Below are 16,063 nucleotides of genomic sequence, written 5' to 3' on the forward strand. Positions count from 1 at the left end.
CGCCAAAAAACCCCGTCTATGCCGCCATTCGATTTATTATTGAGGCGACATAGGTGTCTTTTTGATCCTCCATGAATAGGACATGCATATCCTCCAATTCATGGATCGTCTTGCCCCAGTTCAGTTTGCCGAACCGTGTCGGTGTGACGATAAAGCTGTTCAGTACGACGTCTTCGCTGGCGAGCCTTGCCTGGATGCCCTTGATGACCTGATGGAACTCAATCTTCTTGTGGCCAGGGCCTTCATGCTGGAGGCCATGAGGCTCGACGAAAGCCAAGTGCTGTCTGCCGTCCTTCACGAGCCATAGAAGGAAGTCGGGATAGAAATTTCCTGCCTCAAAAAAGCCCACCCCGCGCCCGCGGCTCTCGTTGCGAAGCAAGAAGAGTTCAATTCCCTCCGCCGCCAGCCGTGCTTGATCCTTTTCGATGAAAAGGCGCAGATCATCCAAGAACTGGAATTCGCTCTCATTCAATGAAACCGGTGCGATCTGGATTTTGCTTCCCTTGGCCGCATGAAGCACGGGCTCGTAGAGATGCGCGCCAAACAGGCAGCCTTTCAAGTCGCCAGCACGCAACACCCCGGCTTTTCGAGCCGATATCTCGCCGGTGAGGTTCTGGATGTCGTTGATGAGCGCGGTTTCGCTGGCATCGACGATTAGCTGGTATTCGTCCGCTTCGGGCAGGCTTCCGTTGCCGGCCTCGATCTCACGGAGCTCAAGGCGTGGCTCGATAAAGGCCGCCTTGCAGTAGTTGTAGTATTCTTCCGAGAACCTCTGCAGGAGTTCCGCCGCCATCTCCTGCCAAAGCGCAACGTTCCCAAAATCCGAGAACTCCATCTTCCCAGAAGGCACGACGACCTTGTACCAGGTCCGGTCAGTGAGCAGCGCCCTGATCATGGACTTGGAAATATTGAGATTGTGCCAGGTGCGCTCACGCTTGAATTTCTCAAGCCGGAAGAACAGGTCATCGTAGTCAAGGAAGTCCAGGTGACCATCCTCGAAAACGGTCTCCTCCTTGGTGCCCAGCTTGGTGCCCTTCTTGGACTCGAGAGACTGGATACGAGGATACCAATCTATCGCGACGCCCTTTTGGCGTATCTTTTCTGGGATCAGCGTCAGGGCCGGCACAGCGCCATCCCTCTTGAAATCGTACTCGCGACCGTCACCGCGCTTCTTTCGGGGCCGCAGCACCTTGAGGCGTTGCCCGAAGTCGTATGTGACTGTCAGCGGAACTGTGAAGACCTGCTTCTGATCGTTGCGGGGCAGCTCTTCCTCTTCGAGGAACTTCCGGAATCGCTCCATGAAGTCAGCCTCGATCCCGAAGACATTCAGGGTCTCGACGTACTGGATGAGTTCCGGTTGATGGGTAGGGGTGGCGAAGCCGCTGCGCTGGAGCGACCAGTCATACCCCTTTAGCCGGACGCCGCGCCCGAAAAGCTGGATGATCTGCGCGCCTTCGCTCTTGCCGACATGCATGAGACCAAGGGTGCTGACGCGCCAGCAATCCCAGCCCTCGACAAAGCGCTTGGAACCGATGAGCAGATTGACCGGGGAGCTGGAGAGGTTGATCTGCCCGAACATCGTCTCGGCAAACTCGGATTCCAGGACCGCGACGTTATCGAACTCCTGCTCAGCAATATGGGTCGCCAAGCCAGATGCGTCGCCGACGTTGATGAGCCCGAACGGCTTCTCGGCCTGTCCGACGCGTAGCATGATCTCGTTCTCGTCGCCCTTGATCCGGGCAATCGACAACTCACCACCGGCCCTGTTCTGAAAGAGCTTTTCGAGGATGTCGCGGAACAGGTCGCCGGGCTTCCAGCCCTCCCGAAGCATGAGCTGCTGCAGGTAGACGAAACCGCCGGCGAATATGTCGCCGCCATTCTCATCGAGGAGACCGGTCTCCTGAGCGTTACCGGTGAGGATCCGCTCGATTTCGGCAGCCGATGTACCCTCGCTCTTCAGGAACTTCGCGATGAAGGCGAGGATCTTGCCTACGTCAGAAACCGTGGCCTTCTCCGCCTTGGATCCGGTGGCCTTGGTCACGCTGGAACCGACGAAAACCCAGAGCGGCTTTTCGATGTTGTAGGGGGTATAGAGTGTCTGCTTGTCCTCGTAGAGCTTCAGCTGCTGGTAGAAACTCAGAAGACACGCAGTTAGGTACGAGAACTCAAGCTGGGAGAAGGTCCGCGGAAGGTTGAAGATGCGGTAGTCCTTGCCGTAGCCGTCCTCGTAAAAGTACCGGTACGAATAGTCAAACAGGATCGTCTTCGCGTAGGATGCTTCGATTTCGGGACGCTTTGCGGCAGTGACAGCCTCCTTCAGCGTCGCCGAATACTCGAAGACGAAACCCTTCTCCGACAGGCGGGCGCGGCTTCGGAACCAGCCGCGCTCTTCCTGGCTTCCCATGCCACGATGGGCCTCGTCGACGAGCAGCAGGTTCTGGTCGCCGAGATTCCGCGTCGCGATGACGTTGGGCCCGTCGGTGTCTCCGAGCTTGGTCACCTCGGTGAAGTCCACCTGGCGCAGCCCGTTCTTTCCCGAGGACAGCAGGTCGCCGCTGTCCGTCAGCAGGCGTGACGCGACAATGTTGCTGCCCTTCATCTCACGCGCGTGCTGCAGGGAAAGTTGCTCGTTCGGCGTGATCAGCACGGTCCGCGTCAGGTCGTGCTTGAGTGGCGACTTCGAGGCGTAGTGCCGGAATTGCAGGAAGTTGACGTGCATCAGCAACGTCTTCCCCGAGCCGGTGGCGTTCTGCAGGCAGAGCTTGTTCAGGTCATCGAGCTCGTAGGGCGTGATCCCCGTCTCGTAGCCCTCATCGGTCCAGTACTTGTCGAAGGCATCGACATAGGCGTTCAGCGCGTCCAGCAGCGCGGCGCGATCTGCGAAGAACCGGTCGAGATAGATCTCGGCGAACAGCAGCGAGAGCCACTGGTAGTACTTCCAGACGATCGGCCGGTCGCGCTTCTCGTTGATCGCGAGCGTGTGGCTGACGATGTTGTGCTCATAGCGCAGCAGATCGGCCCGCGTGATCTGGGCGCCCGCCTGCAGATGGACGTCCAGCGCCTTGTAGAAGTGGTGCAGGTTCTCGGCCGTCATGCCCTCGGGTGCATCCTTCACCGTCTTGGCCAGCGGCTGCACCGGCCGCAGGGTGCGCTTGCCGTCCTTGTGGTCCTTAAGCGGATCGAAGCCGAACAGGCTGACGATCCACTGGTTCAGCACCAGCTTGTGGCCGAAGGGGAGCGGCTTGACCTTGGATTTGGGCTTTCTCGCCATCGATCAGCCCTCCACGTCCCACATCGCCTGGTGGAAGGCTTCCTCGATCAGGCGCACCTTCCAAGTCTCCTCGTCCTTGCGGAGGTTGGGCAGGTTGTTGGAGCCGTTCACGTAGATCACGTCGAACTCGGTGTCCTGCGCGGAGAGGCGGTACTTCCGGAACCACTCGTCCAGCATTAGGTTGTCCTGCTCGAGATCGCCGGTCAGCTTGCGCCAGACAACCAGCGCCTTCTCCCGGTCGTTGTGATCGCCGGGGGTGCGCAGGGTGTAGCCCTCGACCTTGCGGAAGCGCCAGGCGCCGTCGTCGGTCTCCTTCAGCGCGCCGTCCAGCATCAGCCGGGTGTTCGTGTCGCCCGGTAGCTCGGGATCGACCTCGCGCTTGAAGGCTGCTTCATAGCCGCGCCAACGGTCCAGATGCTCGACATTCAGGCCGATCAGCCAGTTGAACGTCTCGACCAGGTCCACGGCCTTCTCGATATACTCGTCCGTGCCGGGCTTCTTGATCTTCAGCTTGTAGGCGGTGGGATCGTCGAACCATTCGATGTTCAGGAGCGACGGGCTGCCCTTGGTCTCGAAGTCGAGCCAGTAGCGGAGCATGTAGTCGCGTGCGAATTCGTCGTCCGCATGAGCGGCCTTTGAAGAATTTCTAAGAGCCAGATTGTTCAGGCTAGCATCATACGACTCCAAGCGAAGGATTTTGATTGCGTGCGATATTGCATCGCGAGTGACAGGCTTTCCTTCCTTCCAATCAGAAGAGTAGCAGACTTTCTTAATTCTTTGCAGCATCAGAGAGTCAAAGTGACTTCCTGCCTCAATGACTATGTAACGCTCGTCGGAGTCATCTTCACGTTTGGCGGCAATCACCGCGTGTGCAGTGGTGCCTGTTCCTGCGAAGGGATCAAGGACAGTAGAATACGTATCACCGGATGCAGCCAAGGCGCGGCGGATCAACCGGGTTGGTTTGACTGTCTGAAAGCCATGTCCCGGGATCAAGCGCTTTAACTCTTCAGCGGACTCGTGAGTAGAGCCTACGTCTTCGTACTGCCAAAGTGTTTCGACGGGCCTCCAATTGCTCTTGTCGGCATACTGACGAAGATAAGGTTGCAAACCATTACCTTTATCGAGCCAGTCCAACTCGTCGAATCTTTCTTCCACCGTGGACTTCTGCCACCTCCAGCAGCCTTCTGTCCCATCCGGCTTAATAGGCCAGACTTCTTTTCCACATGGAGATGTTATCGGGTACCAGAGCTTTGGGCGATCTGTTCGAAGTGAGTTTTTTCCCCACTTTCGAAGTGGATCGCTCCGATATCTGCGACCTTCATCATCAGTGAATGGGAATTGCTCAAGATTTGGCTCAATGACTAGATGTCTTGGCGTCCAATTTGGCTGCCCAGAGAATACGTGAATGAAGTCGATTGAAGACGAGAACTGCTTCGCATCCATTCTTGGGCTATAGACTTTTTCCCATGCTATAACATCGGTCCACCCAATTGTATCGACAAAGCAGTCTTCCGAGAAAACTGCCGCTGCAACTTTCTGAAAGTTGTGAGATTCATTGTTGTCGAGAACGGTCCAGCACGCGCCATCATCACGCAAGAGCGCCTTGGCGCGCTGAAGTCTGTTCTCCATCATCGTCGCCCAAGATGAATGTCTGTACCGGTCTTTGTAGAGAAAATCACCAAGTCCAGTATTGTATGGTGGGTCGCTGAATATGCACTCAATAGACTTGTGGTATTTTCTTGCCATCAGTCCCAATGCGCCGAAGTTATCTGAGTTGATGGCGAGGCATGGTATAGACGTTTCAAGGTCATCGATCGAGGCGATTATTCGGTCGCGGAGTTCGCCGTCAAACGCATCGGTCGATAGGATTAGGCCCTTATTGACCTTCAGGAAATCGACCGTTAGCGGCTCTGAATAGCCTGTGATACGATCGATAGCAAAAAGCCGAACCCACTCTTCCCGCTGGACTTCATTCGCCGCGATCTCCTGATAGAACTCCTCCCCGATACGATCGAGCGTGATGCAGTACTGGGTGTCTACGACGAATTTCTTCTTCAGCCACAACCTCTTCTGGAAGTCTTCGAGCTGGGCGAGGAAGTCGATCAGGTGCTGCGCGATGCGGCGCAGCACCTTGACCTTGGCCAGGTAGGATTCCACCCGCGGCGCATCGGCAGACTCGATGTCGTCCAGCCGCATGACCTCGTTCTTGATGTAGAAATCCAGCTCGCGCCGCAGGAACCCGCCCAGATCCTTGTGAATGAAGTAGTCCATCGTGTTCCGGCCCGTGTACTGGGCCAGGTACTTCTCCATCAGCGTCCGGTCCTTCTCGGCTTCGGTCGGCGCCTGGGTCATCAGGGCGGTCACATAGTCGCCCGCGCCCTCCAGCTCTGGCAGCAGTGCCTTAACCTTGTCCGCCGCCTCGCCAAGGCGCTTCTTGCGCCAGGTGCCTTCCTGTCCGGTCTTCTCGGGGTCCGGGCGGTACTGGAACTGGATCACCAGCTCCGGCTCGCCGGTGTCGCCCGTCTCGATCTTCACCGGCTCGGGCTCGTGGATGATGAAGTAGCGTTCGGTCTGCTCCGACGCCTTGACGTTGTTGTGCTCGCCCTCGGACGCCGAGACGATCCGGCAATGGACCTTCAACGGCTTCTGTTCGAACAGCGCGCCGTGCTTGTCCTTGAACTCCTTCGCCTGCGTCGGATCGAAAGTGAAGTTGGTCAGGTACTCGGATGTCTTGATGTAGTACTGGTCGCGGTTGGCCCAGTGCAGATAGACCTCGCGCCCGTCATAGGGGACGGCGTAGGGGGCCGCCTTGCCGTCCGTCTCGCGCGCGAAGTAGCGGCGGCTCATGAAATCGCCGTTGTCGTAGTAGCGCTCGAAGAATCGGTAGAGGTGGTCGTAGACGTCGCCCTCGTTGCTTCCACTGTCCTTGGCTGCATCCCAGGCTGCCTTAGCTTCCCTCACTTTCGGAGCGGCATCCGGATCGGGTGCGCCAAACTCCTCGGCTTGCTTGCGCGCGGCTTCATAGGCGGATTTCGCATGCTCGATTCGCGCGCCATCCGCCTCGCCGAATGCATCCCGGATGATTCCCAGCAGGTCTTCCTCGAGAAACTTGGTCACCTGGCCGGCCTTCGCATGCATGATGCGATAGAAGCCGAAGTCCAGGTCGGGCTGGTCGAGCTGGAACAGCTCCTTCAGCAGGCTGATCAGGCGTTCTCGTTGTTTCTCGACGTTCGGCATCTGGCGGGTTTCTCCTACGTTCTGTTGGCTCACACGACCGCCCAGCGGACGGCGAAGAGCTCTTGTTTGCTGATATCCTGTTGGAGGCGGGCTTCCAGGTCCGAGATCATCTGATCACGCTCGTCGATGATCTCGTCCTCCACCTCAAAGATGCGTTGGCGAAGCCGACGCTTGGATTTCTCCAGGTCCTGAATCTGCATCTGGATCCGGTGCTGATCCTCGGGGGACTCAGCCGTTCGCGCCTCGCGCTTGAGTTCAAGGATCCGCGCCTTCGCGTCCTTCAATTCCTTCTCGGCAGCGAAGACCTTGTCTTCGGCCCACCTTTCGAGCTTCTGGCTCTCGGCCGAGAACCACTCCGCGTTCTGGCGCTTCAGAGCGTCGGTCACAGCTTGTTCGCGTGCAGCGAGCGGGGCCTCCAATCGGGAGTTCTCGATGGTCGCGCCCCCGTCTGTGATGCGGCAGGGCATGTCGAAAAGGCGTCGAACGACATCTTCTTCGATCAGCTCGCCCTCATCGGTCATCGCCGCGAACAGGATGTGGTCCTGCGCATCGAAACCGGAGAAGCTGAGGCACCGTGCCGCGAGGATGCCGCCGCGTCCCACAAGCGGTTCGATGCTGACGGCCTTGGCCGGCCAGGCCGAATAATCGAACGCCAACGTGGCGCCATCGAGCGTTCGGCGCTTGGCGCGCTCGATGACGTGCTGCGCCAGCGGGTGACCCAAACGGTATCTGTGTTCGCTCAGACCGTTCTTGGCGATCCCGTAGCCTCCAGCGGGCACAGCAAGCCCACCCGGCGGCTCCTTCAGGGTGAAGGTGAGGTGTTCGTCATCGAACTGAGCTCGGTCGCGGAGCTCATGCCGCGTCACCGCCCAGAGCATCCTCTCGTATCGCCCGACATACTCCTTGCTCTTGTCGAGATTGATCTTCAGGCGGTCATGCACCTCGGCGTCGAAGTTCTCCAGCAGCTTCCGCCGAGTGTCCTCCATCGCGACGCTAATATTCTCGTCCATCTCGCCCCGAAGCCGAGAGAACTCGGTCTCGATCTCTTCTGTTGTTCTGCACGTCTGGTAGATGGTGACGATCCGCTTTTCGAATTCGACACCGGACTCGATTGACCCCAAAACCTCGTCGGAAGCGCCGAATACCCCGGAGAATAGCTGAAACTTTTCGGCCAGAAGCTCGTAAACGCGTTGGTCTGCAGCATTGTTTTTGTTCAGGAAATTGACAACCACAACGTCATAAAGCTGGCCGTAGCGGTGGCAACGACCAATCCGTTGCTCGATTCGCTGGGGGTTCCAAGGCAGATCATAGTTCACCACGATAGAGCAGAATTGCAGGTTTATGCCTTCTGCAGCGGCCTCTGTTGCGATCATGATCGACGCATTCTCGCGGAAGTGCTCGACCAATGCGGAGCGCATGTCGGCTGTCCGTGAGCCAGTAATGCGATCGCTGCCTTTGTGCTTCTCAAGCCAGACATCATAGATCTGCTTGGATTGCGCGTCGGTGTTGGAACCGTTGAAAAGAACGAGCTGATCGCCGTAGCCGTTTTCGGACAGAAGGCGGACAAGATACTCTTGCGTGCGGCGCGACTCTGTGAAGATGATGGCTTTCTGCGCGGCGCCAAGTTCTTGGGTCTTGGCAAAACCAGCACTCAACGCGCTGAGAAGTGCTTGCCCCTTCGCGTTCTCAGAAATCGAAACGGCGAGGTCGCGGAATTCGCGTAGGTCGGAGATTTCCTTCTTGATCGCGCTCACATCTTCCGGGGATAGTAATTCGGGCTGGTCATTGCCTTCTGGCCACTCGTCTGCCAGCTCATCGAACTCCTCGTAGTCTTCCGCTAGTTCCTCCTCGAGCTTGCTCCGCAGGTCAGTGTCTTGCTTGAGTTGCCGCTCAAGCTTCCGCGCAAGGGAGTCGAGAGCGCCTGCGATGGCGAAAGTCGAGGATGCGAGCAGCTTCCGCATGATCAGCGTCATTAGGGTTCGCTGCGATGACGGCAACGCGTGAAGAGAGGGCCTCCGCAGGTAGTCTGAAACCATCTCGTAAAGAGCCTGTTCGGCCTCAGTCGGCACAAACTCCTGCGTGATGGGAATTCGATTCGTATAGCGGATGTATTCGAGCACCTGGCGACGGAGCGTGCGATGGCAGACCGCTTGTAGTCGCTGCTTCAGCTCGTCGAACTGATCATCACCCGTCAGCCGCGCGTACTTGGCTCTAAAGCTCTTGGCGTCACCGAAGGTGAAGTCATCGATTAGACTGACGAGCCCGTACAGTTCCATCAGCGAGTTCTGCAGGGGCGTAGCTGTCAACAGGATCTTGGGCGCGTTCACAAGTGCGCCCTTCAGAGTGCGTCCGATCCGATTGTCTGGCCGGTACACGTTTCTCAGGCGATGCGCCTCGTCGATTACCACCAAATCCCAAGGAATGACCATCAAAGCCTCGGCGTGCCGAGCCGCAAATTGAAAAGAGCAGATCACAAGGCGCTTCTGATCGAATGGACTACGCACCCCATCCTTCGACATCTTGTTGTAGTTCTTCGCCTCGAGGATAAGAGTCGGAAGGAAGAACTTTTCCTCGACCTCTTGCGACCACTGCTTCCGCAAGTTGGCTGGCGTGATGATCAGAATGCGACGTTTCCCTTCGGCCCATTTCTGAGCAAGGACCAATCCAGCCTCGATTGTTTTGCCAAGGCCCACTTCGTCAGCCAGAATCGCCCCTTTCGAGAGCGGTGACTTGAACGCAAACAGTGCGGCTTCAACTTGGTGAGGGTTGAGGTCCACCTGCGCGTCCAACAGTGCTCCGGCGAGTTTTTCTTTGTCGGCGACGGAATGCCGCTTCCTCAGTTCGTGCGCAAATAGCTTGGCGTGATATTCCGTGATCAACTCAGCACTCCGGAACCTGGTTTGCGGGACCGAAGTCATTGCCGGCTGAAGAGATGTGGCAATCAATGTGTTCTCGATTGAGGAGCACGATCTGCTGATCCTGCGGCCTCCTGGCGGCTGGATCGGTATCGAGCCCAAGCCGCCTGAGAGCGTAGTGGAGAAGCGCGCGCCGGACCCTGATCTTCGCCTTACCGCCTCGCATCCCGTAGTCGAGTGCGATGACCTTGGCCTGCGTCTCCGAGAGTTCAGGGTGGGGGCCGACTTCCAAAGTGACCTCGGAAAGCCAGTCGCTATCGTCGCTGGCCGATACTTCGCTCTCGCGCGACCCGCGGATGTCAAGGATCCGGGAGAGAAGGAAGTCCTTGAAACAGTCATCGGTCAGGCAGAACGCCCGCGTGTGCCAGCGGAACCCGTCGAACGCGATGGCGTGGGGCGCAATCCAGCGCCAGCGGGGCTCGGGGCTGGAGAGGGACTGATATCTCACCTCGACCGCCTCGGAACGGCGGATGGCGCCGACGACTGACCGGAGCTTTACCGGACTGACACCGCGCACGGGCGTTGGCGCAGAGGCGTAGGGCGGGAGATCGGCGATCCACGAGTCCTCGCGGTCGAGGATACCGTCCGCAACTGACCGCAGTTGTGCGAGGTAGCGGCTCGCGTCGGGCTCGAGGAACTGCGGCTTGAACTCGGAGCCGCGGACATAGGTCCGCGCGCTCTTGTCGTAGACCATGTTGTCCGGCGCGAAGCCGATGTAGCGGTTCAGGTCGGTGGACGCCTGGTTCACCGAGACCCCGAACTGGTCCATCAGGTCGCTGCGGTTCACATGTCCCTCCCAGAACAGGCGGAACTCTATGAACTCGAGGCGCTGCTCGACTCCCCAGCGAAGTTCCGACCTGTCGTTCGCCATCACGCTCTCCCGGCTCGGGCGATGCGCACGATAACTATGCGCGCCCATTTACTGGGCCTGACCCGAGGCTAGCCGAGCCGGGAAGGTGGCGCAATCGAAATGCGCCGCAAATCAGAGCTTTGGCGCGTGACTTGCGGCGGGAGGGTCGGGAATGGCGTCAGGACGCCGAGATCTGCTGTTCAGCCGTGGATTGAATGACCGCCTGTTCGAATGCCTCGATGTCGCTGACGCGGTACACGACGCGTCCGCCAAGCTTCATGTACGCCGGGCCTTCGCCAGCCCACCGCCACCGCTCTAGGGTGCGGTGCGAGATGGTCCAGCGGTCGGCAAGTTCCTTCTGGGTCATGCAGTTCCGTTTCATGTTGTCCTCCATCTTGAGCAACTCGACGTGGTTGCGTCCAAACGAAGGCGTGAAGGAAAATGCGAGGCAGTCAGTTTGTTGCGCAACTCCGCGCATCGCGTCTGGTTTGGCGACGGCGGGGGCTCCATGCGGCGATCGGCGCCCCGGTTTTGGGAAGTTCCGAACGGAAGCAACCGAGAGAAAACGATTAACAATCGCTCGGAGACGAGCGCGCTCGCGCAGTGCTGCCAGCACATGACTGCGGGACTCTGAGCCGAGATTTTCGATGACTCACCCCCTCCGAAATGCGCAGAGACCCCAAAGGCTACGCAGACCTCACACATTCTTACGATGCACAATGGAATCAATAGCATAAAAACTAGCATGGATGAATTTCGATTCTTTTGTGCCTGTTTCGTTTTTAGATGTTCTCTTTTCGCAGAGAACCGCAACGCACTACCTCAGGACGTCGCGGATTCACCATGTTTTTCGAGTGGGCAAATGGGCGTGCCGGAGTGGCCCGGTCTCCGACACGCCCCGAATGGAACGCAGCCGCATGCGCGACCGCGCGGCCGGCGAAAACTCGAGCCGGCCTGGTGGGCTCCGAGCGGGTTCGCCGCCATCCCCACCGCCGCGCTTGATCCGGCCCACAGTCCGGCGTCTCCTGCGGTCCCCGCGCTTTTTGGGTCCGGGTCCCCGTCGTTGACCTACAGGCCGCTACTCGGCCTCGGCCGGCGTGATCTCGGTGATGGTCTGGAACTCGCCGAGGAACTCGGGATGGTTCTGCGCCAGATAGCGCACGACCCGCGCGTTCCCGAGCAACTTGCCGACATAGCCCTTGATCACGGTCAGATGCAGGTGGTCCTCGCCGTAGGTGTCCTGGATCGAGGCGATCCCCTCCTGCAGCCGGGCGAGTTCCTGCTCCATGCGCGCCATCGCCTCCGGCGTGATGCCTTTAACCTTCTTCGGCTTGGACGACTCGACCAGCTGGGCCTGCGGCGTCCCCGCGAGGATCGCGTTCACGTAGGCGACGGAATAGTTGTTCGCGTTGACCAGCAGTTCGGCCGCCTCGATTTGGCGCATGGTCTTCATCTTGCGCAGCGCGTCGAACACCGCGCCGGTCGCGGGCTTGTCTTTCAGGATCCCGACCGCTTCCTCGCAGATGCCGTCCAGAAGGCGCACCTTGCGCCGGATGCTGCTCATGTTGAGATCGAGCGCGAGCGCGATCTTCTCCTCGGGCACGCCGCGCTCGATCGCCTTTCGGATCATCTTGTGTTCCTGGATCGGCGCAAGGCGGCTGACCTGGCGGTTGTAGGTGAAGGCCTCATCGTCGGTGGAGACCAGACACTCCACTTCCTGTTCGCCAGCATCCTTTAGCGCCTCGATCCGAAGATGGCCGTCGAGCAGCAACCAAGTGGCGGACTTGTCGGGGTTCCGAACCACGACGGGCGGCTCGACGATCCCGATCTGGGCGATGGAAGCCACGATCTGCCGATACTTCCGGCTGGATTTTGCGGACTTGCCGAGGGCGCGGAGCGGCAGGATCGCATCGATGGGGAGCGTGACGCAGTCGTCCTCGAACCCGAGCGTGACGCTCTTCAGGGTGTCGCGTGCTTCGCGCTTCATGTCGGAGCCCCGTCGGTCACGGGCCGCGCAAGGTCGGCAGGCATTGTCTCGAGCCCCTCCGCCCTGAGCAGGGTCATGAAATGCTCGTCCGCGCAGAGCTTCCGGAACGCCTCGCGCACGAACATCAGCCGACTCTGGGTGAGCTCGGCCTTTTTGATAAGCAGCTTCTGGCGCGTCGCCTCCTGCTGATACGCCCGCACAAGGCCCTCGCTCGTGAGCGCCCGTTTCGGAGGCTTGCGTCCGAGTTGGTTGCTGTGGATCTGCGGGCCCCGCAGTTCGCGCTGCTGGATCAGGCGGCGCACGAGCGCCAGCTTCCGGCCTCGCAGCTTGTTCTGAGTGTAGGCGTCCATCAGTGCCTTCTGCGCGCCCTTGGCGTCCGTCTTGGAAATCTGGATGGCCAGATTCAGCGGAAGCACCCCGGTTTCCACGGCCGAGACCAAGCGCTCCTCGCCTTTCTCCAGCAGCCCGGCGATCATGTTCACATATTCGGTGGAAACGCCGATCTTCTCGCCGATCTGACGGTCGTTGTAGCCGCGCTGGCGGAGCGCGCCGATCTCGCGCATAAGGTCGATGGGGTTGTGCTGCCGCCGCGCACAGTTCTCGACGAGGCTCATCACGAGGCAATCGCTCTCGTCAGCGTCGATCACAATGGCGGGGATGTGGTCCTGCTTCAGTTCGACGAAGGCCTCGAGGCGGCCCTGACCGCAGACGAGGTCGTACTCCTGCGGATCGGTCCCGGGGCGCGGTGCCACGGTGATCGGGCGCTTCAGGCCGATGCGCGCGATGTTCTCCACCATCGCCTCGAAGGTGCGCCGATTTCGGACGCGGGGGTTGAGGACCCTAACCCTGTCGGTCGGGATCAGGGTTACCTGCTTCTGGCTCGTTGGCTCCAAGTCGTCGGGCATCACGCCACCTCCGCGATCCTCGCCCGCGAGGCGAGCGCGTAGAAGAAATCGAGCGTGTCGAACCGGTACGCATCGAGCGCGAGCCCGTTCTGCTCGGCGATTTTCAGTTTCCCGAAGGTCATGTCGATGCTGGGCAGCACGTAGTAGTCGCGCGGCGCCTCGTTCGCCTCGTCCATGCGCACGGCGATTGTGATGTCGGGCACCAGTCCGGTGTCGAGACGGATGCGCCAGCGCAGCGACCCGGCTGCCGTGGCGCTGCATCGGGCCAGCACGATGGACACGGTGAACTCGTCGTTGACGCGAACCAGATCAGTGTCGGGGTCTTGCACGGCCGACCCGCCGTGCCGGGTGACGCCAGCGATGATTTCGGCCACGACCTGCGGATGGGCCTGCCGCAAGGCGCGGTTGACCTCGATGTAGCTGTAGTCGCGGTCCGGCTCGTAGCCGATCAGCCGGTAGGCGCGCAGCAGGCTGCCGAAGCGACTGCGATAGGCGCTGGAGGACGGCAGATCATCCTCCTCGTCGATGATCAACCCCGACAGCATGCCCTGCCGCTTGAGGATCGCGCGCAGTGCGTCGAGCAGTTCCTCATCCGAGAAATGGCGGCTGCGGGCGTCCACGATCTCCCGGGCGCGCAGGAACAGCGCCTCGTCAACAATGGCAGGATAGGCGCCCTCAGCCCGGATCCACATTTCGCGCGGGTTTACCACCCGACGCTGCTTCAGCTTGAAGGACACCTTGTTGAAGACGTTGTTCCCGATGTACTTTTCGTTGGTCAGCACCTGATGGACGGTCGCCCGGGTCCACGGCCGGTCGAGATCGGTGCGGTGACCTTCGGCGTTCAGAACTTCCGCGATATCCCGCTCGGGACGCCCCTCGCGCACGAACATCTCGTACATGCGCTGGACGACCCGCTGCTCCTCCTCGGGGCCGGGGACGAGGATGACGCGGTCGGTCTGAAGGCTCTTCTGCTCGCCACGCGACAGTTCGCCCTTCGGGTTGCCGTGCTCGTCGATCAGCACCCGCCGCAGCCCGTATCCGGCCGCGCCGCCCTGACGATAGCCGAGCTCCACCAGGCGGCATTGCCCGGCAAAGACCTTCACCGAAAGCTCTCGGCTGTACTCGCCGGCCATCACGCGCTTCACGGTCTTCAGGAGGTTCGAGCCGATGCTGCCGTCGTTCTCGAACTGCTCGCCGCAGTAATGGACCCGGATCCCCGCGCGGGAGCAGACATGTTCGTGGTAGGCACCCTCGTCAGCGTCCTGAAACCGACCCCAACGGCTGACGTCATAGACGAGGATCGCCTTGAAATCGGCGTGGCCGGAACGGACCTCGGCCATGAGGTTCTGCAAGGCCTCGCGACCATCGAGCCGCAGCCCGGATCGCCCGGAGTCCTCGAACACGCGCAGGATCTGAAGGCCCCGCGCGGCGGCATAGTTCCGAATGACGTCCAGCTGGTTCTCGGTCGAGTATTTCTGGTGATCCGTCGACATCCGGACGTAGGCGACGGCGGGCACGTCCGGCTCGACCGCACCGTCGCTCTTGCCCGAATTGGCCACCAAACGACCGCTCACACATGCATCTCCTCGGTAGTGCTGGCCAATCCATCCGAACCGCCTGAATCCAGGGCTGAATCCCTCTCGTCCATCTACAGCGAGGGAGGCCGGAATGTCGTTTCCGAAAAAGGGCAAGTTCTTTCCGAAACAAAACGGATATGGTCGGAGTGATCCGGAGAACGGGTTCGCCAACGAAATCGCAGCTGCACTGCGCCGGTCGCACGAGGACAGCAGGGCGGGCGCCAAGATCGTTGCGTCCTGGACGGGGGCGAACGAGAAGACGGTGAAGAACTGGTTTGCCGGCCGATACGGCCCGAGTGGCGAGCATCTGGTGGCGCTGGCCCGGCATTCCGACGAGGTGCTGGGAACGTTCCTTGCGCTGGCAGGGCGTCAGGACCTGATGGTGGCGATGAAACTCACGGCGGCCGAACAGGCGATCGAGGAGTTGCTCGCGGCGGTGCGCGAGATGCGCTCCGATGGCCAGAACCGCGAGGGGTGATTTTCACTTACCCGATTGGTAAAAAATGCAAAAATCATGTCGGCGAAGGATCTAGAATCGCCTTCGGTGTAGATGAGGCCGCCATTTGAATCCTCGGACCGAAGGCGATTCTTGGAAGCCTTCTGAGCCGAGATTCCTCGCGGTTCCGACCCTCCGCCACTTGCCCCCGCGAAAGCGTTCTCCCGATCCGGCTGCGGCCGGATTTTTCCGTTGTTTTCGAGGGTTGTGCGGGGGAGGCTGAGCACTGGGCTCTGCTCAAGGTGGCCCGGAAGCGGTCTCTCAGGGCGGATATTCTCCGGACCTGATGACCGCGCCGATTTGGTGAATTGTCTGTAAGGCGATGGAAAGTAACGCTTTCTACTTCCGCGCGGGCTGTTAGTTTCGAACAGTTCAACTGAGTGCCGATCGGAACCCAGATCGAAATGCCCTCAGCTAATGAACGGATCACACTGCCCACTGCGATGAGAGCGCTTCGGCCTGCCGCAGAACAGTTTGCACAGCAGCATCCTGTAGGTCAGGCGGGAAGCCGTGCTTGCGCAATATTCGTTTCACCAGCACGCGCATTCGTGCCCTGGCACTCTCGCGATGTGACCAATCCACGGAAACGCTACCCTTGAGGCTGACGAGGAGTTCGTGCGCGATCACCTTGAGGGAATCGTTGCCCATCAGTTCGACGGCGCTCTCGCTTTCGGCCAAGGCGTCATAGAAAGCGATTTCGTCCGGTAATCCTCCCCGTTTTAACGGGGCGCGACCGTAGAACTCACGCGGCCATTTTCAGCTTCATGGCGGGTGTGACGCCGCCGATGCCCATGTTGGGGCGTTCGTTGTTGTAGGTCCACAGCC

The 16,063-nt window shown here is 59.8% G+C and carries 10 protein-coding genes; 1 reads left to right on the top strand and 9 read right to left on the bottom strand.

Annotated features, from left to right (window positions below; translation table 11 throughout):
- Window positions 1–16 precede the first annotated feature (16 nt).
- The 8 genes from G3572_RS19450 to G3572_RS19485 form a co-directional block, all read right to left on the bottom strand.
- Window positions 17–3,271, bottom strand: a complete 3,255-nt coding sequence (locus G3572_RS19450) for a DEAD/DEAH box helicase family protein (RefSeq protein ID WP_164615027.1) — start codon at window positions 3,269–3,271, stop codon at window positions 17–19.
- A gap of 3 nt (window positions 3,272–3,274) precedes the next feature.
- A complete protein-coding gene (locus G3572_RS19455; protein WP_164615029.1) occupies window positions 3,275–6,508 on the bottom strand; it encodes a site-specific DNA-methyltransferase in 3,234 nt (1,077 codons plus the stop codon).
- Window positions 6,509–6,537: 29 nt separating this feature from the next.
- Window positions 6,538–9,387 (bottom strand): SNF2-related protein, encoded by a 2,850-nt coding sequence (locus tag G3572_RS19460; RefSeq protein WP_164615031.1) that lies wholly within the window; start codon window positions 9,385–9,387, stop codon window positions 6,538–6,540.
- 1 nt (window position 9,388) lies between these two features.
- Window positions 9,389–10,294 carry a BrxR family helix-turn-helix transcriptional regulator gene (locus G3572_RS19465; RefSeq protein ID WP_164615032.1) on the bottom strand — a complete coding sequence of 302 codons (906 nt, stop codon included), beginning with the start codon at window positions 10,292–10,294 and terminating at the stop codon, window positions 9,389–9,391.
- Window positions 10,295–10,451: 157 nt separating this feature from the next.
- A complete protein-coding gene (locus G3572_RS19470) occupies window positions 10,452–10,640 on the bottom strand; it encodes a helix-turn-helix transcriptional regulator (protein ID WP_240335644.1) in 189 nt (62 codons plus the stop codon).
- 711 nt (window positions 10,641–11,351) lie between these two features.
- Complete coding sequence (locus G3572_RS19475) at window positions 11,352–12,260, bottom strand: plasmid partitioning protein RepB C-terminal domain-containing protein (RefSeq protein ID WP_164615036.1); 909 nt, start codon at window positions 12,258–12,260, stop codon at window positions 11,352–11,354.
- Complete coding sequence (locus G3572_RS19480; RefSeq protein ID WP_164615038.1) at window positions 12,257–13,165, bottom strand: plasmid partitioning protein RepB C-terminal domain-containing protein; 909 nt, start codon at window positions 13,163–13,165, stop codon at window positions 12,257–12,259. The genes G3572_RS19475 and G3572_RS19480 overlap by 4 nt, the downstream gene beginning before the upstream one ends.
- Window positions 13,165–14,682, bottom strand: coding sequence for a recombinase family protein (locus G3572_RS19485; protein ID WP_164615048.1), 1,518 nt, complete (start codon window positions 14,680–14,682; stop codon window positions 13,165–13,167). Before G3572_RS19485 ends, G3572_RS19480 begins: the two co-directional genes overlap by 1 nt.
- A gap of 151 nt (window positions 14,683–14,833) precedes the next feature.
- Here G3572_RS19485 and G3572_RS19490 point away from each other — a divergent pair, with 151 nt between their 5' ends.
- Complete coding sequence (locus G3572_RS19490) at window positions 14,834–15,220, top strand: hypothetical protein (protein ID WP_164615040.1); 387 nt, start codon at window positions 14,834–14,836, stop codon at window positions 15,218–15,220.
- A gap of 444 nt (window positions 15,221–15,664) precedes the next feature.
- Here the strand turns inward: G3572_RS19490 and G3572_RS19495 are convergent, their stop codons facing one another.
- The gene (locus G3572_RS19495; RefSeq protein WP_354004071.1) at window positions 15,665–15,934 is read right to left on the bottom strand and encodes a type I restriction enzyme endonuclease domain-containing protein; all 270 of its coding nucleotides are present in this window, start codon (window positions 15,932–15,934) and stop codon (window positions 15,665–15,667) included.
- Window positions 15,935–16,063: the final 129 nt, after the last annotated feature.

It is taken from the genome of Pseudotabrizicola algicola, from assembly GCF_010915705.1.
Lineage (GTDB): Bacteria > Pseudomonadota > Alphaproteobacteria > Rhodobacterales > Rhodobacteraceae > Pseudotabrizicola > Pseudotabrizicola algicola.

What these genes read in the sequence shown, in the direction of transcription:
- G3572_RS19475 (WP_164615036.1), bottom strand. Translation starts at nt 12,260, where the DNA reads ATGAAGCGCGAAGCACGCGACACCCTGAAGAGCGTCACGCTCGGGTTC.
- G3572_RS19480 (WP_164615038.1), bottom strand. Translation starts at nt 13,165, where the DNA reads ATGCCCGACGACTTGGAGCCAACGAGCCAGAAGCAGGTAACCCTGATC.
- G3572_RS19465 (WP_164615032.1), bottom strand. Translation starts at nt 10,294, where the DNA reads ATGGCGAACGACAGGTCGGAACTTCGCTGGGGAGTCGAGCAGCGCCTC.
- G3572_RS19450 (WP_164615027.1), bottom strand. Translation starts at nt 3,271, where the DNA reads ATGGCGAGAAAGCCCAAATCCAAGGTCAAGCCGCTCCCCTTCGGCCAC.
- G3572_RS19455 (WP_164615029.1), bottom strand. Translation starts at nt 6,508, where the DNA reads ATGCCGAACGTCGAGAAACAACGAGAACGCCTGATCAGCCTGCTGAAG.
- G3572_RS19490 (WP_164615040.1), top strand. Translation starts at nt 14,834, where the DNA reads ATGTCGTTTCCGAAAAAGGGCAAGTTCTTTCCGAAACAAAACGGATAT.
- G3572_RS19470 (WP_240335644.1), bottom strand. Translation starts at nt 10,640, where the DNA reads ATGACCCAGAAGGAACTTGCCGACCGCTGGACCATCTCGCACCGCACC.